At 42.3% G+C, this 22,987-nt stretch carries 22 protein-coding genes and 2 other annotated features; of the genes, 21 read left to right on the forward strand and 1 reads right to left on the reverse strand.

Annotation, left to right across the window (positions count from 1 at the left end):
* The first annotated feature begins 69 nt into the window (after nt 1-69).
* The 18 genes from icd to GPA07_RS06875 all read left to right on the forward strand — a co-directional run bounded on the left by icd (nt 70) and on the right by GPA07_RS06875 (nt 20,632).
* Nucleotides 70-1,341 (forward strand): NADP-dependent isocitrate dehydrogenase, encoded by a 1,272-nt coding sequence (gene icd / locus GPA07_RS06790; RefSeq protein ID WP_008356049.1) that lies wholly within the window; start codon nt 70-72, stop codon nt 1,339-1,341.
* Nucleotides 1,342-1,375: 34 nt separating this feature from the next.
* Nucleotides 1,376-2,314, forward strand: a complete 939-nt coding sequence (mdh, locus tag GPA07_RS06795; RefSeq protein ID WP_008356047.1) for a malate dehydrogenase — start codon at nt 1,376-1,378, stop codon at nt 2,312-2,314.
* Between the two features lie 187 nt (nt 2,315-2,501).
* Nucleotides 2,502-3,230, forward strand: coding sequence for a response regulator transcription factor (locus GPA07_RS06800; RefSeq protein ID WP_008356045.1), 729 nt, complete (start codon nt 2,502-2,504; stop codon nt 3,228-3,230).
* Nucleotides 3,223-4,965 carry a two-component system histidine kinase PnpS gene (pnpS, locus tag GPA07_RS06805; protein WP_157292243.1) on the forward strand — a complete coding sequence of 581 codons (1,743 nt, stop codon included), beginning with the start codon at nt 3,223-3,225 and terminating at the stop codon, nt 4,963-4,965. The genes GPA07_RS06800 and pnpS overlap by 8 nt, the downstream gene beginning before the upstream one ends.
* 255 nt (nt 4,966-5,220) lie before the next feature.
* Entirely contained in the window at nt 5,221-7,860 is a 2,640-nt protein-coding gene (gene polA / locus GPA07_RS06810) for a DNA polymerase I (RefSeq protein WP_157292244.1), read from the forward strand.
* Nucleotides 7,861-7,884: 24 nt separating this feature from the next.
* Nucleotides 7,885-8,718 (forward strand): DNA-formamidopyrimidine glycosylase, encoded by an 834-nt coding sequence (mutM, locus tag GPA07_RS06815; protein WP_157292245.1) that lies wholly within the window; start codon nt 7,885-7,887, stop codon nt 8,716-8,718.
* A gap of 175 nt (nt 8,719-8,893) precedes the next feature.
* Nucleotides 8,894-9,526 (forward strand): sporulation membrane protein YtaF, encoded by a 633-nt coding sequence (gene ytaF, locus GPA07_RS06820; protein ID WP_071168802.1) that lies wholly within the window; start codon nt 8,894-8,896, stop codon nt 9,524-9,526.
* 13 nt (nt 9,527-9,539) lie between these two features.
* Nucleotides 9,540-10,145 (forward strand): dephospho-CoA kinase, encoded by a 606-nt coding sequence (coaE, locus tag GPA07_RS06825; protein WP_157292246.1) that lies wholly within the window; start codon nt 9,540-9,542, stop codon nt 10,143-10,145.
* 370 nt (nt 10,146-10,515) lie between these two features.
* Complete coding sequence (locus GPA07_RS06830) at nt 10,516-11,538, forward strand: glyceraldehyde-3-phosphate dehydrogenase (RefSeq protein ID WP_008356032.1); 1,023 nt, start codon at nt 10,516-10,518, stop codon at nt 11,536-11,538.
* 234 nt (nt 11,539-11,772) lie between these two features.
* Nucleotides 11,773-12,153 carry an adenosylmethionine decarboxylase gene (speD, locus tag GPA07_RS06835; RefSeq protein WP_003216492.1) on the forward strand — a complete coding sequence of 127 codons (381 nt, stop codon included), beginning with the start codon at nt 11,773-11,775 and terminating at the stop codon, nt 12,151-12,153.
* A gap of 184 nt (nt 12,154-12,337) precedes the next feature.
* Entirely contained in the window at nt 12,338-12,724 is a 387-nt protein-coding gene (locus GPA07_RS06840; RefSeq protein ID WP_008356030.1) for a hypothetical protein, read from the forward strand.
* A gap of 4 nt (nt 12,725-12,728) precedes the next feature.
* The gene (gene nrdR, locus GPA07_RS06845) at nt 12,729-13,187 is read left to right on the forward strand and encodes a transcriptional regulator NrdR (protein WP_003216720.1); all 459 of its coding nucleotides are present in this window, start codon (nt 12,729-12,731) and stop codon (nt 13,185-13,187) included.
* A 99-nt stretch (nt 13,188-13,286) separates the two neighbouring features.
* A complete protein-coding gene (locus tag GPA07_RS06850) occupies nt 13,287-14,711 on the forward strand; it encodes a replicative helicase loading/DNA remodeling protein DnaB (protein ID WP_008356027.1) in 1,425 nt (474 codons plus the stop codon).
* A gap of 17 nt (nt 14,712-14,728) precedes the next feature.
* Nucleotides 14,729-15,658, forward strand: a complete 930-nt coding sequence (gene dnaI, locus GPA07_RS06855) for a primosomal protein DnaI (RefSeq protein ID WP_071168803.1) — start codon at nt 14,729-14,731, stop codon at nt 15,656-15,658.
* Between the two features lie 34 nt (nt 15,659-15,692).
* Complete coding sequence (locus tag GPA07_RS06860; RefSeq protein WP_008356024.1) at nt 15,693-16,331, forward strand: TVP38/TMEM64 family protein; 639 nt, start codon at nt 15,693-15,695, stop codon at nt 16,329-16,331.
* A gap of 60 nt (nt 16,332-16,391) precedes the next feature.
* Nucleotides 16,392-17,261, forward strand: coding sequence for a putative sporulation protein YtxC (gene ytxC, locus GPA07_RS06865; RefSeq protein WP_157292247.1), 870 nt, complete (start codon nt 16,392-16,394; stop codon nt 17,259-17,261).
* A 43-nt stretch (nt 17,262-17,304) separates the two neighbouring features.
* Nucleotides 17,305-17,553: a binding site (T-box leader), on the forward strand.
* Between the two features lie 45 nt (nt 17,554-17,598).
* Nucleotides 17,599-19,539 carry a threonine--tRNA ligase gene (gene thrS, locus GPA07_RS06870; RefSeq protein ID WP_157292248.1) on the forward strand — a complete coding sequence of 647 codons (1,941 nt, stop codon included), beginning with the start codon at nt 17,599-17,601 and terminating at the stop codon, nt 19,537-19,539.
* A gap of 172 nt (nt 19,540-19,711) precedes the next feature.
* On the forward strand, nt 19,712-20,632 hold the full coding sequence (locus GPA07_RS06875) for a methyl-accepting chemotaxis protein (RefSeq protein WP_157292249.1): 921 nt from the start codon (nt 19,712-19,714) through the stop codon (nt 20,630-20,632).
* Between the two features lie 55 nt (nt 20,633-20,687).
* On the opposite strand, the gene GPA07_RS06880 is transcribed toward GPA07_RS06875, so the two are convergent.
* The gene (locus GPA07_RS06880) at nt 20,688-21,467 is read right to left on the reverse strand and encodes an HAD family hydrolase (protein WP_071168805.1); all 780 of its coding nucleotides are present in this window, start codon (nt 21,465-21,467) and stop codon (nt 20,688-20,690) included.
* 155 nt (nt 21,468-21,622) lie between these two features.
* Between GPA07_RS06880 and GPA07_RS06885 the strand changes: the two genes are divergently transcribed.
* The 3 genes from GPA07_RS06885 (at nt 21,623) to rpmI (ending at nt 22,979) form a co-directional block, all read left to right on the forward strand.
* Nucleotides 21,623-21,805: a hypothetical protein gene (locus GPA07_RS06885; protein WP_008356012.1), complete on the forward strand. Its 183-nt coding sequence runs from the start codon at nt 21,623-21,625 to the stop codon at nt 21,803-21,805.
* 230 nt (nt 21,806-22,035) lie between these two features.
* Nucleotides 22,036-22,167, forward strand: a sequence feature (ribosomal protein L20 leader region).
* Nucleotides 22,168-22,238: 71 nt separating this feature from the next.
* Nucleotides 22,239-22,754: a translation initiation factor IF-3 gene (gene infC / locus GPA07_RS06890; RefSeq protein ID WP_034738338.1), complete on the forward strand. Its 516-nt coding sequence runs from the start codon at nt 22,239-22,241 to the stop codon at nt 22,752-22,754.
* Nucleotides 22,755-22,778: 24 nt separating this feature from the next.
* The gene (gene rpmI, locus GPA07_RS06895) at nt 22,779-22,979 is read left to right on the forward strand and encodes a 50S ribosomal protein L35 (RefSeq protein WP_003216324.1); all 201 of its coding nucleotides are present in this window, start codon (nt 22,779-22,781) and stop codon (nt 22,977-22,979) included.
* Nucleotides 22,980-22,987: the final 8 nt, after the last annotated feature.

Below are 22,987 nucleotides of genomic sequence, written 5' to 3' on the forward strand. Positions count from 1 at the left end.
CTTCTTCGCTTGCAGACATCAAGCCAAGAAGTTTCAAATATTCACTACATAATCTGGGAGGTAATATCATTGTCACAAGGCGAAAAAATTACAGTTACTGGCGGCGTATTGAATGTACCAAATAATCCAATTATCCCGTTTATCGAAGGGGACGGAATTGGTCCTGACATTTGGAAAGCAGCATCAAGAGTTCTTGAAGCCGCTGTTGAAAAAGCATATAAAGGTGAAAAGCAAATCACTTGGAAAGAAGTATATGCAGGTGAGAAAGCTTACAATAAAACTGGAGAGTGGCTTCCAGAGCAAACGCTTGAAGACATTCGTGAATACTTAATTGCCATCAAAGGACCACTGACAACACCAATTGGTGGTGGAATCCGTTCATTGAACGTGGCACTAAGACAAGAACTTGATTTATTCACATGCTTACGTCCAGTTCGCTGGTTCAAAGGCGTACCATCTCCTGTGAAACGTCCAGAAGACACAGATATGGTTATCTTCCGTGAGAACACAGAAGATATTTATGCAGGGATCGAGTATGCAAAAGGATCAGACGAAGTGAAGAAGTTAATCGACTTCTTGAAAAACGAATTAGGTGTGAATAAAATCCGTTTCCCAGAAACTTCAGGTATCGGAATCAAACCAGTTTCTGAAGAAGGAACATCTCGCCTTGTCAGAGCAGCTATTCAATATGCAATCGACCAAGGTCGTAAATCTGTGACACTTGTTCACAAAGGAAATATCATGAAATTTACAGAAGGTGCCTTCAAAAACTGGGGCTACGAAGTGGCTGAAAAAGAGTTTGGCGACAAAGTCTTTACATGGGCACAATATGATCGTATTGTAGAAAAAGATGGAAAAGACGCGGCAAACAAAGCGCAAAGTGAAGCAGAAGCTGCTGGGAAAATCATTGTCAAAGACAGCATTGCAGATATTTTCCTTCAACAAATTTTAACTCGTCCAGCTGAGTTCGATGTTGTGGCAACAATGAACTTAAACGGAGACTACATCTCTGATGCACTTGCAGCACAAGTGGGCGGAATTGGTATCGCACCGGGTGCGAACATCAACTACGAAACAGGACACGCTATCTTTGAAGCAACTCACGGAACAGCACCAAAATATGCTGGTCTTGATAAAGTGAATCCGTCTTCTGTTCTTCTATCAGGCGTGCTTTTACTAGAGCACCTTGGCTGGCAGGAAGCAGCTGATCTCGTGATTCAATCTGTTGAAAAAACAATTGCTTCAAAAGTCGTCACGTACGATTTTGCTAGATTAATGGATGGCGCAACAGAAGTGAAGTGTTCTGAGTTCGCTGACGAGCTCATCAAAAACTTGTCTTGATTCTTAAACTTTAAAGTTAAAGGGGAAAAGGGAAATGGCAAACAAGCGTAAAAAAGTATCTGTCATCGGAGCAGGCTTTACTGGAGCCACTACAGCATTTCTAACAGCTCAAAAAGAATTAGCGGATGTCGTATTAGTTGATATCCCGCAGCTTGAAAACCCGACAAAAGGGAAAGCACTTGATATGCTGGAAGCAAGCCCTGTTCAAGGCTTCGATGCGAATATTACAGGAACTTCTAACTACGAAGATACAGCCGGTTCTGATGTAGTGGTCATTACGGCAGGAATTGCAAGAAAGCCGGGAATGAGCCGTGACGACCTCGTGTCAACAAATGAAAAAATCATGCGCAGTGTGACACGCGAAATCGTCAAATATTCTCCAGAAGCGATCATCGTTGTGTTAACAAACCCAGTTGATGCAATGACATATGCAGTTTATAAAGAATCAGGATTACCAAAAGAAAAGGTCATCGGACAATCAGGCATTCTTGATACAGCCCGTTTCCGTACATTCGTTGCACAAGAACTAAACCTATCTGTTAAAGATGTGACAGGATTTGTTCTTGGCGGGCATGGCGACGACATGGTTCCGCTTGTTCGTTACTCTTATGCAGGCGGTATCCCGCTTGAAACATTGATTCCTAAAGATCGAATTGATGCGATTGTGGAAAGAACAAGAAAAGGCGGCGGTGAAATCGTCAACCTATTAGGTAACGGTAGTGCGTATTATGCACCTGCTGCTTCACTCGTTGAAATGGTTGAGGCCATCTTAAAAGATCAGCGCCGCGTCATCCCAACGATTGCATACCTTGAAGGTGAATATGGCTACGAAGGCATTTACCTTGGTGTTCCAACAATCGTAGGCGGAAACGGCCTTGAACAGATCATTGAGCTTGAACTGACAGAAGAAGAAAGAAGTCAGCTTGATCGCTCTGTTGAGTCTGTTAAGAACGTCATGAAAGTATTGTCTTAATATGAATAAAAAAGAAGACTTCTCTTAAGGGGAGTCTTCTTTTTGTTTACAAAATAAATCTTGTCGAAATTTTAAATTGTCCTCTTGTTAAGCTTTCGTTAAAATGAAAGAGAAAGCATGACTTCTCGCTTTTCACATAAGATACAAAAAAACGGATGCAGGGGAAATCACTAATTGGAGGCACAACATGAATAAAAAAATATTAGTTGTGGATGATGAAGAATCGATTGTAACACTTCTAAGCTATAACCTTGAAAGGGCGGGCTACGATGTCGTCACAGCAAGAGACGGAGAAGAAGCGCTTGAAAAAGCGGCAAGTGAACAGCCTGATCTCATTGTGTTAGATTTAATGCTTCCGAAGATGGACGGCATTGAAGTGTGCAAGCAGCTGAGAATTCAAAAAATGATGTTCCCTATTTTAATGCTGACAGCAAAGGACGATGAATTTGATAAGGTGCTCGGCCTTGAACTTGGAGCCGATGATTACATGACAAAACCGTTCAGTCCTAGAGAAGTGGGTGCTCGGGTAAAAGCGATTTTGAGAAGAGCGCAGCAATCTCAACCTGCCCCTTCGCAAGAGGAGAAGGAAGAGATCATTGCAGACCAAATGAAAATTGGTGAACTGCGCATTTTACCCGAACATTACGAAGTCTATTTCCAAGAAGAACGTCTGGAGCTCACGCCAAAGGAATTTGAACTGCTGCTTTATTTGGCTAAGCATAAAGGCCGTGTCCTCACGCGTGATCTATTGTTAAGTGCGGTTTGGAATTATGACTTTGCAGGTGATACTCGTATTGTGGATGTACATATCAGCCACTTGCGGGACAAAATTGAAAAAAACACAAAAAAACCAACATATATTAAAACCATTCGTGGCTTAGGCTATAAATTGGAGGAGCCAAAGGCAAATGAGTAAAATTAGAACCCGCCTGTTTTCTGGGCTCATTTTTCTCCTTTTTATTGTGTTTGTCGCACTTGGCCTTTTCTTGGATCATATGTTTCATGTTTTCTATGAAACAAAATTAACGCAGCGAATGGAAAAAGAAGCAAGCTTTCTCCTTTCTTCAATGAATGGGGATGACCTGAAGGCAAAGCAGAACCAGGAGATCCTCAATCAAGCCAAGCAGCATCTCGATATGAATGCGTCGATTGTGGACGTGAAGGGGAATATCATACATACAACGGGTCAAGCAGAGCAAAGAGCTATCATTCAAAACACGCTGAAAAATGAACGCCTCCAAACAAAAGGAACGGTTATTGATGATGAGAAGGATGCGCTTTTTCATTATGCAGTCCCTATTATGAAACAAAACGAGCCGGCGGGATATTTATTTCTCCATGCCTCATACCAGCCTTTAAATGAAATTGACGGCCAGCTCTGGCTTGCATTAGCCTTTTGTCTTGGCTCGGCTATCGTGATCATCGTCTTTTTTGGCTACCGCATGTCGATGAAGTATGTGAAACCGATTGATTATGCCACCAAGGTAGCCAAACAGCTTGAACGTGGGAACTATGATACGAATAACTATGAAGAGCTGATCATTGAAACAAGTGAACTCAATACATCCATGAAGCGTCTGGCAGAAAGCCTTCAAGACATGACAAGCGCTGGTGAAATGCAGCGAGATCGTCTGCAAACAGTCATTGAAAACATCGGAGCAGGGATTATTTTGATTGATAAGATGGGCTATATTCACTTGGTCAATCGAACCTTCCGTAAGCAATTTAAGGTGCAAAAGCATATTTACATGCACAAGCTGTATCATGAAGCCTTTACACATGAAGAGGTAATTGAACTAATTGACGAAATTTTCATGACAGAAACCAAAGTACGCAAGTTTCTGCGTCTTGCTGTTGACATCGAGCGCCGCTATTTCCAAGTCGATGGTGTTCCGATCTTAAGTACAGATGATGAATGGAAAGGAATTGTCCTTGTGTTTCATGATGTGACAGAAACAAAGCAACTAGAACAAATGCGAAAAGACTTTGTCGCTAACGTGTCACATGAATTAAAGACACCGATTACATCTATTAAAGGATTTTCCGAAACGCTTCTCGATGGAGCCATTGATGACAAAGAAGCGCTGACAGAATTCCTTTCAATCATCTTAAAAGAGAGCATCCGTTTAGAAACGCTTATTCAAGATTTACTAGATCTCTCTAAAATTGAACAGCAGCATTTTAAGCTGAATATTCAAGAAGCCAATGCTTCAGAAATCATTCAAGAGATTGAAGTGCTGCTAAAACAAAAGGCTGCAGAAAAAGGCATTCAATTACAAGTACGTGTCCCAAAAGAGCCGGTCTATGTCATGGCAGACCCGCTGAGATTAAAGCAAATTTTCCTCAATCTCGTCAACAATGCCCTCACTTATACACCGGAGGGAGGAAGTGTCACGATTACAGCGAGACCGAGGAAAAACAGCTGTGAATTTGATATAGCAGATACAGGGATCGGCATGAAAAAAAGTGAGATTCCAAGAATATTTGAGAGATTTTATCGGATTGATAAAGATAGAAGTAGAAACTCTGGTGGTACAGGGCTTGGCCTTGCGATTGTGAAACACCTTGTCGAGGCGCATGAAGGGACGATTTCTGTCCATAGCAAACAAGGCAAAGGGACGACGTTTACAGTGAGTTTGAAGGCAAAATAGAGTAAAAAGGAAAGTGACGTCAAAATTTACATGATCTTTACAATGAATTCATGTTTTGTTAAACAATCATTGGTAGGATGAATAGGAACCCCTTCATCCAAGGAGCCAATTTTGGAAGGACGAAAACACTTGTTGTTTTCGTCCCTTTTTTTATGCAGGCTCGTCTATTTTCTTTTCAAAATAAACTTTGATAAAATGAACATACAATGTGTGAAAGAGACGACTGAGCCGGCTCAGTCGATGGAGGATTAAAACATGACAGATCAAAAGAAATTAGTACTTGTGGATGGAAACAGTCTCGCCTATCGAGCTTTTTTTGCTTTGCCGCTATTATCTAATGATAAAGGCGTACATACGAATGCCATTTACGGCTTTGCGATGATCTTAATGAAGATGCTGGAGGACGAGAAGCCGACTCATATGCTTGTTGCATTTGATGCGGGGAAAACCACCTTTCGTCACGAGACATTTAAGGAATATAAAGGCGGAAGACAAAAAACACCGCCAGAACTATCAGAACAAATGCCGTTCATCCGTGAGCTATTAGATGCATATCAGGTGAAAAGGTATGAGCTGCCGCAATACGAGGCAGATGATATCATCGGTACACTGGCTGTAGAAGCAGAAAAAGACGGCTTTGAGGTCAAAATCTTCTCAGGAGATAAAGACTTAACACAGCTTTCAACAGACCGCACGACGGTAGCCATTACGAAAAAAGGCATCACTGAAGTAGAATACTACACACCGGCCCATATTGAAGAGAAATATGGCCTGCGCCCAGATCAAATCATCGACATGAAAGGACTGATGGGAGATTCATCAGATAATATCCCAGGCGTTCCTGGTGTTGGTGAAAAAACAGCGATCAAATTGTTAAAGCAGTTTGGAACGGTTGAAAATCTACTTGAACATATTGACGAAGTCAGCGGGAAAAAGCTAAAAGAAAAGCTTGAAGAATATAAAGAACAAGCGGTAATGAGTAAAAAGCTGGCGACGATTCTCGTAGAAGCACCAATTGATGTGTCAAGCAAAGATCTCGCTTATGAAGGCCCTCACATGGAGCAGGTCATCTCCCTTTATAAAGAACTGGGCTTTCAAACGCTGCTAGAGCGTTTAGGAGAAGCGCCAGAATCAGATGAACCAGTTGAAATAGACGAAATAGATGTGAAGAAAATAACAGATGTCACAGAGGACATGCTGACAGATCATGCGGCGCTTGTGGTAGAACAGCTGGGAGACAATTATCACGAAGCAGATTTGATCGGTTTTGCGATCCATAATGAAAACGGTGCGTTTTTTATCACAAAAGAAGATGCTCTTCAATCAGAAGCGTTTAAACAATGGGCGCAAGATGAAACGAAGAAAAAATGGGTCTTTGATTCCAAAAGAGCGGTTGTCGCCCTCAGGTGGCATGGTGTTGATCTAAAAGGTGTCGATAACGACGTCTTGCTCGCTTCCTATGTCGTCAATCCACAGAAATCCTATGAGGACGTGGCAAGTGTGGCGAAGGAATACGGCCTGAATATCGCCCTTTCCGATGAAAAAATATACGGAAAAGGAGCGAAGCAGGCCATTCCGCCAGAAGATGAGCTCAAAGATCATCTTGGACGGAAAGCAGCGGCGATTTCTGCCCTGCATGATTTGACACTTGAAGCGTTAGAAAAAAATGATCAGCATGAGCTGTATGAAGATTTAGAGCTGCCACTTGCGCTTATCTTAGGTGAAATGGAATCTCTTGGGGTAAAAGTGGATATTGAACGCCTTCAGAAAATGGGTGAAGAACTAACGAAGAAGCTGAAGGAGTATGAAGAAACCATTCACCGTTTAGCGGGAGAAACCTTTAACATCAATTCACCGAAGCAGCTTGGTGTGATTTTATTTGAAAAATTAGGACTGCCGATTATCAAAAAGACCAAAACAGGCTACTCTACGTCTGCGGATGTTCTTGAAAAGCTTGAAGACAAGCACGAAATCATTCGGTCGATTCTGCATTACCGCCAAATTGGCAAGCTGCAATCTACCTATGTCGAAGGCTTAATGAAAGTGACGCGCAAAGATACCCATAAAGTCCATACAAGATTTAATCAGGCGCTTACACAAACAGGAAGACTAAGCTCTACAGACCCAAATCTTCAAAACATCCCGATTCGGTTAGAAGAAGGCCGAAAGATTCGACAAGCATTTATCCCGTCAAAAGAGGGCTGGCTTATGTTTGCAGCGGATTATTCGCAAATCGAGCTGCGTGTACTTGCGCACATTTCTCAAGACGAGAACTTGATTGAAGCCTTTACGCAGGATATGGATATTCACACGAAAACAGCCATGGATGTGTTCCATGTCTCGGAAGAAGAAGTGACTTCCTCTATGAGAAGACAAGCCAAAGCTGTCAACTTCGGAATTGTGTATGGAATTAGTGATTATGGCCTTTCTCAAAACCTTGGAATTACAAGAAAAGAAGCAGCCGCCTTTATTGAACGCTATTTAACAAGCTTTAAAGGCGTCAAAACATATATGGAAGAGATCGTGCAGGAAGCAAAACAAAAAGGCTATGTCACGACGCTTCTCAAACGCAGACGATATATCCCGGATATCACAAGCCGTAATTTTAATATCAAAAGCTTTGCGGAAAGAACGGCAATGAACACACCAATTCAAGGCAGTGCCGCAGATATCATTAAAAAAGCAATGATTGATATGGTGCGAAAGCTAAAAGAAGAAAACTTGCAGGCAAATCTTTTATTGCAGGTGCACGATGAACTGATTTTCGAAGCACCGAAAGAAGAAATCGCCATACTAGAAAAAATTGTCCCTGAAGTGATGGAAAACACACTTCAGCTCGATGTGCCGCTAAAAGTCGATTTTGCTTCAGGCCCATCTTGGTACGACGCTAAATAAAGAGATAACAAAGGAGCGAGGAGCATGCCGGAATTACCAGAGGTTGAAACCGTCCGGCGAACTCTCAAGCGGTTAGTCAAAGGAAAAACGATTGAAACGGTCGATATCAAATGGCCAAATATCATCAAACGTCCTGGGGAACCGGAAGAGTTCGCTAGAAGGATGGCAGGAGAAACCATTCAAACCATTGAAAGAAGAGGGAAGTTCCTACTTTTTCATTTAGACCACTATGTGATGGTCTCCCATTTAAGGATGGAAGGGAAATACCGTGTACATGAAGCAAATGATCCTTATGATAAACATGTACACGTCGTCTTTACGTTTACAGATGGGACCGAGCTTCGGTATCATGATGTACGCAAATTTGGCACAATGCATCTCTTTCATCCAGGGGAGGAAGAAAAAGAACTTCCGCTGTCTCAGCTCGGATATGAGCCTTTTTCAGACGCATTTACACCAGCATATCTATGGGAGCAATTGAAGAAAACCTCCCGCGTGGTCAAAACAGCTTTACTTGATCAAAAGATTGTTGTAGGACTTGGTAATATTTATGTGGATGAAGTCCTATTTAAGGCAGGCATTCACCCAGAAACAAAAGCAAATCAGCTAAGCCTTGAATCATGCAAGGTGCTCCACAAACATATCATCGACACGCTTCAAGTCGCAGTTGATGCGGGAGGAAGCACCATTCGCTCTTACATCAATTCACAGGGCCATATTGGCACATTTCAAATGCAGCTTCTTGTATATGACCGGCGGGGAGAGCCGTGCCAGACATGTGGAAGTATCATTGAGAAAACAGTTGTTGGAGGGCGAGGCACTCATTTTTGCGTGACCTGCCAAAAACGTCCTCAATAAAGGTAAGCCCATCAGCATGCTTCCTTTTTGCCATGCATACGATAAAAAACATTCTTTTTTCAGCGAGGTGTAGACTGACACACAGCCCACCTGCTCTTCATATAGTGAAGAAGAGTCTAAGGACGCCTAGAGACTCTTGATCATCGTTGCATGAACAGAAAGGAAGAGTTCAGGTATGATTTCGTTTTCGCTTCTGTTTTTAGCTATTGCAGTCAGCATTGACAGCTTTTCTGTAGGCTTTACGTATGGTCTTCGCAAAATGAGGATTCCATTTAAAGCCATTGTCATTATTGCCTGTTGTTCAGGAATTGTGCTGCTGATTTCCATGCTGATTGGGAACCTCTTGACGACATTCCTCCCTGTCTCAGTGACCGATAAGCTTGGCGGAGGAATCTTGATTGCGATTGGGCTTTGGGTGTTGTATCAATTTTACAAACCAGCGAAAGAACGTGACTTGCTTCTTCAAGAAAGAACACTCGTCAATGTAGAAGTGCAGTCGCTCGGTCTTGTCATTCAAATTTTACGAAAGCCGACAAGTGCAGATATTGACCGCTCTGGTACGATCAATGGGATAGAAGCGGTGCTCCTTGGGATTGCTTTATCTATTGATGCATTCGGAGCAGGGATCGGCGCAGCGATTCTAGGGTTTTCTCCAATTGTGATGAGTATAACGGTTGCGGTCATGAGTTCACTTTTTGTATGTATCGGGATTCGTGCCGGACATTACTTGGCAAATTGGCGCTGGATCGATAAGCTTGCATGCTTACCAGGGTTTTTGCTTATTCTCATTGGTGTATGGAAGCTGTAAAGGAGGAAATCAATTGACGCTTGTCATTGGATTAACAGGCGGGATTGCTAGTGGAAAAAGCACAGTCTCGCAGATGATAAAAGAGAAGGGCATCCGCGTGGTGGATGCAGATGTCATTGCAAAAGAAGTCGTTTCTAAAGGAACGAAGGCCCTTCATCAAATCGTTCAAACCTTCGGTGAGAAAGTCCTCCTGCCAAATGGTGAATTGAACCGGCAGCAGCTTGGAGCAATCATTTTTTCTGACGAAGAGAAAAGAAAACAGCTCAATGCCATCGTTCATCCAGAGGTCAGAAAGGAAATGCTCAAGCAGCGAGATGAAGGGATCAATCAGCAAGAAACATTTGTTGTGCTCGATATCCCGCTGTTATTTGAGAGCAAGCTGGAGGGGCTGGTCGACCGCATCATCGTTGTGTACACGACGCCTGAATTGCAGCTATCAAGGCTCATGAATCGCAACGGCCTTAGCGAGGAAGAAGCGCTGAACCGCATTCACTCCCAGCTGCCTCTTGAGGAGAAATGCCAAAAAGCAGACCGCGTGATAGATAACACAAAAGATCTCGCTTTTATGAGAAAGCAATTACAGAACATATTAAACGAATGGGAACATACAGATAAGTAAGAGTACATACACGTACTCTTCAGCGTGTAGACAAACCCTCGCATTCTTTGTCAGTCCTGCGTGCCGGTGCTCACGAATGTCAAATTCGCTCCGCTCCGGTACTCGTCCTTCCTAGACTGCAAAGGTTTTCAGTTCACGCTGAAAAGAAGACAAAGGGCTAAAATAAAGTTCATTTTAGCCCTTTGTCAACAATCTGAAGAGTACATACACGTACTCTTCTTTTTTTATGCTTTTTTGTCATTTCCTTTGAAAAGAACAGCCCTTTTTCGAAAATGTACGTTTATATACTGGCAATTACATTCTAATGTGATATACTAATTTCGTGAATGAATTTATTAAGTATAACACATAATAGAGGAGTGACCTGTTCATGAAGGTAAAAGCAGCGATCAATGGGTTTGGCAGAATTGGACGCATGGTCTTCAGAAAAGCAATGCTTGACGATCAAATTCAAATTGTAGCGGTGAACGCAAGCTATCCTGCCGAAACACTAGCACATTTAATCAAATATGACACAAATCATGGACGCTACGAATGTGATGTGACAGCAGAAGATGACGCTTTGATTGTCAATGGAAAAAGAGTGCTTTTGCTCAATAACAGAGATCCAAAGCAGCTTCCATGGGGAGAGCTTGGAATTGATATCGTCATAGAAGCAACTGGGAAATTTAATTCAAAAGATCAAGCGATGAGTCATATAGATGCCGGAGCGAAAAAGGTCGTGTTAACAGCTCCAGGTAAAAATGAAGACATTACAATTGTGATGGGTGTCAATGAGGATGATCTTGATCCTGAAAAGCACGTCATTATTTCAAATGCATCCTGTACAACAAACTGTTTAGCTCCAGTTGTCAAGCTGTTAGATGATGAATTTGGCATCGACAACGGCTTAATGACAACGGTTCATGCTTATACAAATGATCAAAAAAATATCGACAACCCGCACAAGGATTTGCGCCGAGCAAGAGCATGTGCTCAGTCCATCATTCCTACAACGACGGGTGCCGCTAAAGCGCTTTCTTTAGTGCTTCCTCATATGAAAGGGAAATTGCATGGACTTGCGCTACGCGTCCCAGTCTCAAATGTGTCGATGGTCGATCTTGTGGTCGACTTGAAAAAAGATGTGACAGCAGAAGAGGTAAATGCTGCCTTCGCAACTGCATCAAAAACATCTCTTGCTGGCATTTTAGACTACACGGAAGAACCGCTTGTCTCCACAGACTTTAACACAAACCCTTATTCAGCTGTCGTTGATGGACTTACAACGATGGTGATGGAAGGTAGAAAAGTGAAAGTTCTTGCATGGTACGACAATGAATGGGGCTATTCATGCAGGGTGGTCGATCTTGTGAAGTTTGTTGGGGCACAGATGAAAGAGCTGTCTGCTGTTTGAAATGAAGAAGACGAACGTCCCTTTTCAAGAAATGAGAGAAAATCCCACTAAAAACACAGCTTGCAAAATGGGTCTAAACAAAGTATACTATTTTTCGTGAACTTCTTGTTCGCAGACTCATTCGGGTATACTTAAAGGGTTAGGACCTCTTAGGACTAACTTTCCCCCGTGGTATATGTCCGGTCCGGCTGCTTAGAACTTCACTCTTTCATTCTTGTTTAAGGGGGGTCCATGATGGAAACAATCGGACGTCACGTTATCTCTGAATTATGGGGATGCGACTGTGATAAACTGAACGACATGGATTTTATTGAAAAAACATTTGTAAATGCAGCTTTGAAATCAGGAGCTGAAGTAAGAGAGGTTGCTTTTCACAAATTTGCACCTCAAGGAGTAAGTGGAGTTGTCATTATTTCTGAATCTCATCTGACAATTCACAGCTTTCCTGAACATGGTTATGCGAGCATAGATGTTTATACTTGCGGCGATCTAGATCCGAATATTGCAGCAGATCATATCGGAGATGAACTAGGTGCTGAAACAAGAGAAAACATCGAAATTCCTCGAGGCATGGGACCTGTACAAGTGAAACAGGCGCAAGCCAAAGCACTGTAAACATAAAAAAGATTGCAATGGGAGCTGGCCAAAAGCATTAAATGCCTTTGTGTTATGCTCCTTTTTATATTTGTTTCATACACAGCATCCAACATTCTCCAACCTGACTATACTTTTGTTCTAGGAAAACAAAGGTTTTTTTTATAAAATAAAGAAGAGGGTTAAAGACAAAGGGGATACGTGTATGACTTTAGGACAAAAGCTAAAACGATTCATTTCCAATCATACGGAAACATCTGACCATCATCCGGTGTCAGAGCTGAAAAGCCATTACTACAAATCGACAAATACACAAGTTTTTCAAGCGGTGGAAGCCATTCTTTCCCGCAACGAATCCTATCAAGTGACATCTGTTTCAGCAGAACGAGGTGAAATCAGCGCAAACATACGAACGCCGAAAAAAGCCTTTCTCGTGGCGACTGTCATTTCAATTCGTCCTTTTGAAACAGCTGTCGATTTTAATGTGACAACAGAAACGGCTCTGCCAACAGACTTTGGCTTTAGTCAAAAGGCAGTTTTGTCCCTTTATAAAGAACTAGACAAACAACTTCCAAGAATAGATCGGAGCTGATGAAATGAAATGTCCCACATGTCAGCACCTTGGTACAAGGGTGCTTGATTCAAGACCAGTAGATGAAGGGAAATCCATCCGTCGCAGAAGAGAGTGCGAAAGCTGCCAATATCGCTTTACGACGTTTGAAAAATTAGAAGAATTGCCGCTGATTGTGGTGAAAAAAGAAGGAATCCGAGAAGAATTCAGCCGGGAAAAGATGCTAAGAGGACTGATCAAAGCGTGTGAAAAGCGCCCTGTCGCTTTAAAACAGCTGGAAGATGTCTGCTTTAACATTGAAAAGGAATTGCGTAATCAAGGCATGTCAGAGGTGAAAAGCGAGCTTGTCGGTGAAATGGTGATGGACGAGCTGGCGAAAATTGATGAAGTGTCTTACGTCAGGTTTGCCTCGGTTTATCGTCAGTTTAAAGATATCAATGTCTTTATTGATGAATTAAAAGATTTATTAAAGAAAGAACGCTAAAAAAGAGCTGAAGATTCTTCATGCTCTTTTTCCTGCGTAAAGCGTAAAACGCAAAAAGAGTGTACAATGGAAACAACCGCATTAAGGGAGGATCAGCATATGACAGAGCATTGGAAGGAAGTGCTAGCCGTCGATCCGTATGTCGTCAAAAGCGCTTCATTGCTCGGTGACATCGATAGACAGCTCATCACTCTTTTATATCAGCCGCTTATTGGCATGTCCGCTTTCAGTTTATACATGACGCTGTGGGGAGAGCTGGAACAAAATCGGATATGGGGTAAACCCGCACCTCATCGGCAGCTCATGGTCATGCTGCAAACGAATTTAAATGATATTTTTGAAGAGCGCTTAAAGCTTGAAGCGATCGGCTTACTCCGCACATATGAACAGGAAACGAAAGAGGGCAGACTGTTTACATATGAGCTTGTGCCGCCGCTAAGACCGGATGAGTTTTTCCAAGACGGTATGCTGAATGTCCTTTTGTATCATCGGGTAGAGAAAGCAAAATATATGCAGCTTCGTGATTATTTTTCTTATCCAAGTGTTCCTGCTGATGCAAAGAACATTTCACGATCGTTTGAAGAAGTGTTTCACGTATTGCAGCCGGGAGAGCGCAAGATGACAGAGGAAATCAATCAGGCGTCATCGCTTGACGAGGGTTACGAATATGTGACGGTCGGATCTAGTCAGTCTGCGCCGCTTTCAGATGAATCCTTTGATTTTGATCTGTTATTAGCAGGTATGTCAGACATGATGATCCCAAGAAAGGCTTTGACAAAGCAAGTGAAAGAGACAATTAAGAAGTTAGCTGTCGTATATGGCATTACGCCGCTGCAAATGCAAAATATTGTCGCAGGCGCCTGTGGGCCGGATCAGATGATTTCAACTGAAGATCTACGAAAAGCAGCGAGAGACTGGTACCAAATCGAATACAGAGGCGAACAGCCGAAGCTGATTGATCAAAAACAGCCAAGGCATTTACGACACGATGCCGCGCAGCATAAAGAGGCAGATACGCCTGATGCGACATTGATTGAAAAGCTGGATCATATTTCGCCTAGAGAGCTTTTGAAAGATATGGCAGATGGCATTGAGCCGACGTATGCAGACTTAAGAATTGTTGAAGATATTATGCTTGAGCAGAAGCTAGAGCCTGGGGTCATGAATGTCTTGATCTACTATACACTGCTGAAAACGGATATGAAGCTGTCCAAAACCTATATGCAAAAAATCGCCGCTCATTGGGTGCGAAAGAAAATCAAAACCGTTGCAGCTGCTATGAAAATTGCCAAAGAAGAGAACAGACAAATGACAGAGTGGGCGCAGCAGAAAAAGCAGCGAAACTCGTATGGATCAGGGAAAGTCATCCGAGAGGAGAAACTGCCTGACTGGATGAAAGAAACTGAAACGAAAGAACAGCCTGCAAAAGAACAGACGGATCGTTTGTCTACAGAGGACCTTGAACGAGAAAAAGAAAAATTGTTAAATCAGTTTAATAATATGAAAAAGTACAATGCACATTAATGTGAGGTGAGATGGAGATGAAACCGATCGGTCGTTCATTTGAACAACTAAAAGGACGAGTAGATTTTCGCGTGAGATACAATCAGATTAAAGAAAGTGTATTATCTGATGAAGATGTGAAGGCCTTTTTAAAAGAGCACGAGGAAGAGATACAAGAAGACATGATTAATCGCAGCTTAAACAGGCTCTTTGAATATGTTCAGCAATCAAAGGGCTGTTCTTACTGCTTAGAGGACGAGAATGTAAATGCCATTTTAGACGGATATCACCCGAAACTTGTGATCAAAGGTCAGAGCATTGATATTGAATATTCCCCTTGTCCTGTAAAACTGCGGCTCGATCGACAGAAGAAACAGCAAGAACTCATGAAAAGCATGTACATTCCGCAGAATGTTCTTCAAGCGACGTTTGCTGATTTGAATGTTGTGGGAAGACAAGAGGTCATTCAAAAAGTAGGTCAATTCCTGCAAAGCTATGATGAGACTGGTAAGGGCAAAGGCCTTTATTTACACGGAAAGTTTGGGGTAGGAAAAACATTTATTCTAGCAGCGATTGCACAGCAGCTAGCGGTAAAAGAATATCCATCTCTCCTTGTCTATGTGCCTGAATTTGTGAGAGAGTTAAAAAATTCATTAGCCGATCATACACTCGAAGAGAAGCTGAATATGGTCAAATCAACACCGATTTTAATGCTTGATGATATTGGAGCAGAGTCGATGACGAGCTGGGTAAGAGATGAACTTTTAGGAACGATCTTGCAATACCGCATGGCAGAGCAGCTCCCGACTTTCTTCTCTTCTAATTTCTCACCGAGTGACTTGAAGCATCACTTTACGTACTCGCAGCGCGGGGAAAAAGAAGAGGTCAAAGCAGCTCGTTTAATGGAACGGATTCTTTATTTAGCCGAGCCAGTTTTGCTTGAAGGAGAAAATCGCCGTCATTTATAAAAGGATGCGTTACGTGAGGGGGGGAGCGGATGAGATGAACAAAAGAAAATGGCTGCTTATTCTCGTCATCGGCGTTCTGGCTGCTGCGCTATGGTGGCTGAACAAACAGCATCTTCAGCTGTCGCCGAAAGATGTGAAAAATTGGATTCTTCAATTTGGGCTGCTGGCCCCGTTTGTTTTTCTTTTCTTATCACTTTTTCGTCCGTTTGTGCTTGTCCCTCTCACCGTCTTTTCACTAGCAGCAGGTTTGGCGTTTGGCAGTGTCCTTGGGACCATTTATGCCCTCGTCGGTGCTACAGCTGGCGCAACGGGGTCTTTCCTGCTTGCTTCCACCTTCCGTTCAAACAAGCAAGAAACGAAATCAAGCAGCCGGAAGCTAAAGGCGGTGACGTCTCGCATTCAAGAGCATGGGTTTCTTTATATTTTGTTATTGCGCATTGCTCCAATTCATTTTGATTTTGTCAGCTATGCGGCAGCAGCTTCACATGCGAATTATCGTGCATTTACGGCCGCTACCTTTTTAGGACTAATACCGGGCACAGTTGCATTGAATGTTCTCGGGTCAAGCTTTGTGAGTGGCAATTATGCCGCCTTAGCGATTGTTTGTTTGATTTATTTGATCTTTATCTCTGTTCCACTAATTTTAAAAAGAAAGATGCCTGATTTATTTTAGGCGTCTATTTTTGATGTTCTCCCCATATATATGTAACAGATGTCGTTAGGGGGGACAAACATGCTTGAAATAATCTTTGAAGATGAATATGATACCGCCGCTTTTTTACACCTTGCTGAACACTTGGACAGTCGGCATCACATCTCGATTCAACAGGGGAAAGACCGGCTTCTCATAGAGGCGAAGAAATCAGGAGAAGCACTTGAGCACATTGTGCGGCCTTTACTGGTTCACTTTTTTTTAGAATGCAAAGAAAATGAGCGCATGCGCAGCATCCTTGAAAACACATACTTATTTAAAGATCCCGAAGAGCAGCACCAAATTCTTTCGATCGCCCATAGCATCATGAAAGGGGATATAGAGGATATTCCTGGGATTCATCAAGACCCGTCAAGGGAAGCCCTGTTAAAAAAGGAGCTAGAGACGATCTCTTTACAGCAAGGTATTTTTTCAATTGGTTCATTTATGACATTTAGGCTCGCAGAGTATGATCAAAGGCTAAAGAATTATGTAGAAGTGTCCATTGAGGAATACAAAATGGAACAAGAATACCAAAACTTTATTCAATCCCTTCGAGACTATGTGATGGCAAGAGAACCTAAGCTTGAGAAAGTACATGTTGTACATGAGGACCGTCTGGTGATTTGGGAATTTCGCTACGCTTCTGAACGTGATCAAAAACAATACATAGACAGACAGTTTGTAAGAGAGCATCCAATGTATATTGATTCGCAGCTGATTGCACCGCTTGTATCCATCGCTCCACAAAAAATTGACCTATTTACAAATGATACAGGTCATTCAATGGTACAAACCATTCAAAATATTTTTCAAGAAAGAGTCGAGGTCTTCCCGCCTCATTCGTTTCAGGAGCAGAATGTTCAATTTGTTCATGACCATTTGGAAAAGAAAAGTGAAAAGCTTTCTTGATTTTCACGAAAAAACGTTTTATAATACGGTGTAACTTCATACAGAGACCGTATTGATAAGGACATGAACAAATGAACACCCGCTTAAAGAGAGGGAAGCCGCGGCTGAAAGCTTCCTAGCTGAGGACCATTTGCTTTACCACCTTTGAACATCAGCTGTGAACTTTTTTAGTAATAGCTGACGGGAATTCCCGTTATCGAACCACAAGCCGTATTTGCTTTTGACAAAGCAAGCTGCAAATACGGGAAAAAGGGTGGAACCACGATTCCGTTTATTCAACCTCGTCCCTTTCCAGGGGGCGGGGTTTTTATATTGCCAAAAAAAGGAGTGACCAGAGATGTCAGAACAAATTCAACTTACATTTCCAGATGGAGCAGTCAAGGAGTTTGACAAAACAGCAACAACAGAAGACATCGCGGCATCAATTAGCCCGGGCCTAAAGAAAAAAGCGCTTGCCGGTAAATTGAACGGCAAAGAAATAGATCTGCGTACGCCGCTATTAGAAAGTGGAACAATTGAGATCATCACAGATAAAAGTGAAGAAGCCCTCGATATTATGCGTCACAGCACAGCCCATTTGCTGGCACAAGCGATCAAACGCATTTATGGAAAAGAGCATCACGTCCAGTTTGGCGTAGGCCCTGTGATTGAAAATGGCTTCTACTACGATGTCGATATCGATGTTGCCATTACACCTGAAGATTTACCAAAGATTGAAAAAGAAATGAAGAAAATCATTAACAGCAACCTGCCGATTGAGCGTGTTGAAGTATCTAGAGAAGAAGCGAAAGCACGTTTTGAAGCAATTGGCGATGAATTGAAGCTCGAGCTGTTAGAGGCGATTCCAGAAGGCGAAACTGTCACAATTTATGAGCAGGGTGAATTCTTTGACCTATGCCGCGGCATTCACTTGCCGTCTACAGGAAAAATCAAAGAGTTCAAGCTGTTAAGCCTTGCAGGTGCATACTGGAGAGGTGACAGTAACAATCAAATGCTGCAGCGTATTTACGGAACAGCTTTCTTTAATAAAGAAGATTTAAATGAACATTTACGTCTACTTGAAGAAGCAAAAGAACGCGATCACCGTAAACTTGGGAAAGAACTGAAGCTGTTTGCGAACTCTCAAAAGGTAGGTCAAGGCCTTCCGCTCTGGCTGCCAAAAGGGGCAACCATCCGCCGCGTGATTGAGCGCTACATTGTTGATAAGGAAGTACGCCTTGGTTATGAACATGTGTATACACCTGTTTTAGCGAGTGTAGAATTATATAAAACATCAGGCCACTGGGCGCATTATCAAGAAGATATGTTCCCAGTCATGGAAATGGACAACGAAGATCTTGTCCTTCGTCCAATGAACTGCCCGCACCATATGATGATTTATAAAAATGAACCGCACAGCTATCGCGAATTGCCAATTCGGATTGCAGAGCTTGGGACAATGCACCGCTATGAAATGTCAGGTGCTTTATCTGGCCTTCAGCGTGTTCGCGGCATGACATTAAACGATGCACATATCTTCGTTCGTCCAGATCAAATCAAAGACGAGTTCATCCGTACAGTTCGTTTAATTGAAGAAGTGTATCAAGACTTCGGCTTAAATGATTACACATTCCGCTTATCTTATCGTGATCCAGAGGATACAGAAAAGTATTTCGATGATGATGCCATGTGGAATAAAGCACAGTCCATGCTGAAAGATGCAATGGACGAGCTTGGACATGACTACTATGAAGCAGAAGGCGAAGCGGCATTTTATGGACCGAAGCTTGATGTACAAGTGAAGACAGCTCTTGGGAAAGAAGAGACGCTGTCCACTGTACAGCTTGATTTCTTACTTCCAGAGCGCTTCGATCTCACATATATCGGAGAAGATGGGAAGCACCATCGTCCAGTGGTGATTCATAGAGGGGTCGTGTCCACAATGGAGCGCTTTGTTGCCTTCTTAATTGAAGAATACAAAGGAGCTCTTCCAACATGGCTGGCACCTGTACAATTCCAAGTCATCCCGGTTTCACCGTCTGTTCATCTAGACTACGCGAAAAAAGTGCAAGAACGTTTGCAGCTTGAAGGTCTGCGTGTAGAGCTTGACAGCCGTGATGAAAAAATTGGATACAAAATTAGAGAAGCGCAAATGCAAAAGATTCCGTACATGCTGGTTGTCGGTGATCAAGAAGCAGAACATGGCGCAGTCAATGTAAGAAAATACGGTGAACAAGATTCAGAAACAATGGACCTTGAAGCTTTTGTGAAACATGCAGTAGCAGAAGCGAAAAAATAATCTTTTCAAACAATGCAGCCGGTGATCTCTTTCCTTTGAGATCACTGGTTTTTTCTTATGGAAAAAAATTCTCCTCTGGTGATCCAGATGTTTGAATGATACGTTTAGATAGTACGAAAGTACGGGTAATTATGTACTATTGGTGAGAGAAGAAAATGGGGGAATGAAAGAGATGGTTCAAACAACAAACGTATTATCATCACAAGTATTGGAACAGTCAGCCGTTCTTGGTGCATTAGAGCATTCACTAGCAATGATTGAATTTGATGTGACGGGTGAGGTGCTATGGGTCAATGATATTTTCGCAAAAGCCATGGGCTATTCTAAGGAAGAAATGATTGGTTTAAAACATAGACAATTTTGTCCTCCGCATATTGCAGAGCACACAAGTTATCAAATGTTTTGGAAGCGTTTAAAGGATGGTCGCGTTTTCCAGGAAAAGGTGCAGCGGATCACTAAGTACGGTGACACCTTATGGCTTGAAGCGACGTATACACCAGTCCTCAATGACGAGGGGAACGTCGTAGCTGTTGTGAAAGTGGCAACAGATATTACAGAGAGAGAAAACTCAATGAAGCAGGTCGTAAAAGATTTAAAGGACATGTCTGCGAAATTAATGGAGCGGGCAGAAATTGGTATTCAGCATAGTCAAAGTGTCAATGCTTCTTTTGAACATATCGCCAATGAAACAGATCAAAACATGAGCTTACTAGAAGGCTTAACAGAGCAGGTTGAGTCGATTAGCTCAATTGCGACGACCATTAACAGCATTGCTTCCCAAACGCAGCTGCTCGCACTGAATGCAGCTATAGAAGCTGCACATGCGGGCTCCTATGGGAATGGCTTTAGTGTGGTGGCGGCGGAAATTCGAAAGCTTACGACAGATTCAAAGGAAGCAATCGTAAAAGTGGATCGATATGTGAAAGCAATTCATATAGAAGTAGAAAAGGTCAGCAGCGGAACGAGCCGGGCAAAAACGAGTGTGTTTACAAACCGGGATCTTGTGAAGCAGGCAAGCGAAGAATTCATCAATGTAGGAGAAGCAGCCCGCGGCTTAGATCGTCAAGCACAGAGTCTAGCGGACATTGTGTAACCGAGAGACCAAAAACACCCTATCTCGTCTGGAGAAGGGTGTTTTCTCTTTGAATCTACTTTAATATATCAAACAATTCATGTAAGTCTTTAATTTCATAATCTGGCGTCACATCTGTTTCATTCTTCTTGCCGTGGCGGTTGATCCAAACGGTTTGGATGCCAACGCGAGATGCTCCGAGAATATCTGTTTTTGGATTATCTCCTACCATAATGACGTCATCTTTTGTGAGATTTAACAGCTGGAGGCAGTGCTCAAAGATGCCAGGGTCAGGCTTGCCTTTCCCATAATCTCCTGAAATCACAATTTCATTAAAATAAGGCGCAAGCTCTGGTACACCTGCAAGCTTTTCCTTTTGAAGACTAGGGTCTCCATTTGTTAATAGGAGTAGTTCATATCTGCCTTTCAGGCGGTCTAAAACAGGATACGTTTCTTCATAGACATACGGGCGTTTTCTCCGTTCTGCTGCAAAGAAATCAGCCAAGTATTGTCCAAATGCCTCATCGTCAATTCCCGCCTTTTTTAAGCCGTTCGTCCAAGCGTTTTTACGATACTCTGGTGCAAGGGCGTTCAACTTTTGAAAGCCTTCGCTAATCGGTTCACTAAAATTTGACCACAGTCCTTCAAAAGGATTAATACCGATCATGACAGTATAATCATATGTTTCATAGGAAGAGTACAGCTTTCTTGCTTCTTCACGTACAATCTGCTCAAATGTTTCTGAATCAAGTCCATATTTCTTTTCCGCTTCCCGGCATGTTTCTTGAAAAGTCGTGTGAATGCTTTTTTCATCCCAAAGCAAAGTGTCATCTAAATCGAAAAATACGGCTTTCATGATCTTCTCCCTTGTTATGTATGTAGTTACCTTCAATTGCATGTGACAGGCTCATGTTCATTTTACAATAGAAGGAGAGGGCAATAAAGAAAAGATTTGAGAGAGATGTGAGCATTGACTGCTCATGACTATTGACATCAACTGAGGTGGCTGGTTTGCTTCATTTCATTTTGATGATGATCGAGCATGTGGGGATCATCGTTATTTTAGGTTTTGTGCTTGCGCATGTGAAGGGCTTTCGCAATCTACTGCTTCACAACCAAGGGTTTCGGAAAAAGGACATCCTTTTTTTATTTTTGCTTCTTTTAGTAACAACAGGCAGCACTGTTTGGTGTTGAGATGGAGTTATCATTATTCTGCTGTTTGCAAAGCCTTTTGCTGATGATTGGGGGCTTTTGAGCGTGATTGTCATCCCAATCTTTCTGCAATTGCTTCTTTGATGACATCATGGTTTAAAAAAGTCTTGCTCAAATCGTTTCATCATGCTAAAATGAAAAAGTTGTTTCAAGAGTTCGGTTACTTGACGGACAAATGAAAATTGTGTAAAATAATTAACGAATTGAATAGATATCACAAGCAGAAGCACCCGCTTCTCACCTGATTGACACATGCTTGTAGTTGACAGGTTGACCGTACATTTATTTTTTCATGCAAATGTTCGCAGTGTGGGTGTTTTATATGCCCACACTTTTTGTTTGCCTGTAAAACATACAACGAAATGGTCAAAATGAGTTGTGAACTCAATTCAAAATCTCATGGAGGTGGCTCACTATTAGCAAAGATCAATTAGTTAATGAAGGTATTCGTGCGCGTGAAGTTCGTTTGATCGGACAAAATGGCGATCAGCTGGGGATTAAATCCCGCCAGGAAGCTCTGGAAATTGCTGCTAAAGCTAATCTTGACCTTGTGTTAGTTGCTGCAAATGCAAAACCACCTGTTTGCCGAATCATGGACTACGGTAAGTTCCGATTCGAACAGCAGAAGAAGGAAAAAGAGGCACGTAAGAATCAGAAAATCATTAGCTTAAAAGAAGTTCGGTTGAGCCCGACAATCGATGAACATGACTTTAACACGAAGCTCCGTAATGCCATCAAATTCCTTGAAAAGGGAGATAAAGTGAAAGCTTCTATCCGCTTTAAAGGGCGTGCGATTACGCATAAAGAAATCGGACAGCGCGTGTTAGACCGTTTCTCTGAAGCTTGCGCTGAAGTAGCAACAGTAGAAACAAAACCTAAGATGGACGGACGTAGCATGTTCCTCATGCTTGCACCAAAAGTCGAAAAGTAAAGTAACAGAGGGAGGAAACATCCAATGCCAAAAATGAAAACTCACCGCGGATCTGCTAAACGCTTCAAAAAAACAGGTTCTGGTAAACTTAAACGTTCTCATGCGTACACAAGTCACTTGTTCGCTAACAAATCTACAAAGCAAAAACGTAAATTGCGTAAGAGCGCAATCGTAAGTGCTGGAGATTTCAAACGTATCAAACAACAACTTGCAAACATCAAGTAATTTGGAAT

The organism is Bacillus sp. ms-22 (assembly GCF_009759805.1).
Lineage (GTDB): Bacteria > Bacillota > Bacilli > Bacillales > Bacillaceae > Bacillus > Bacillus xiamenensis.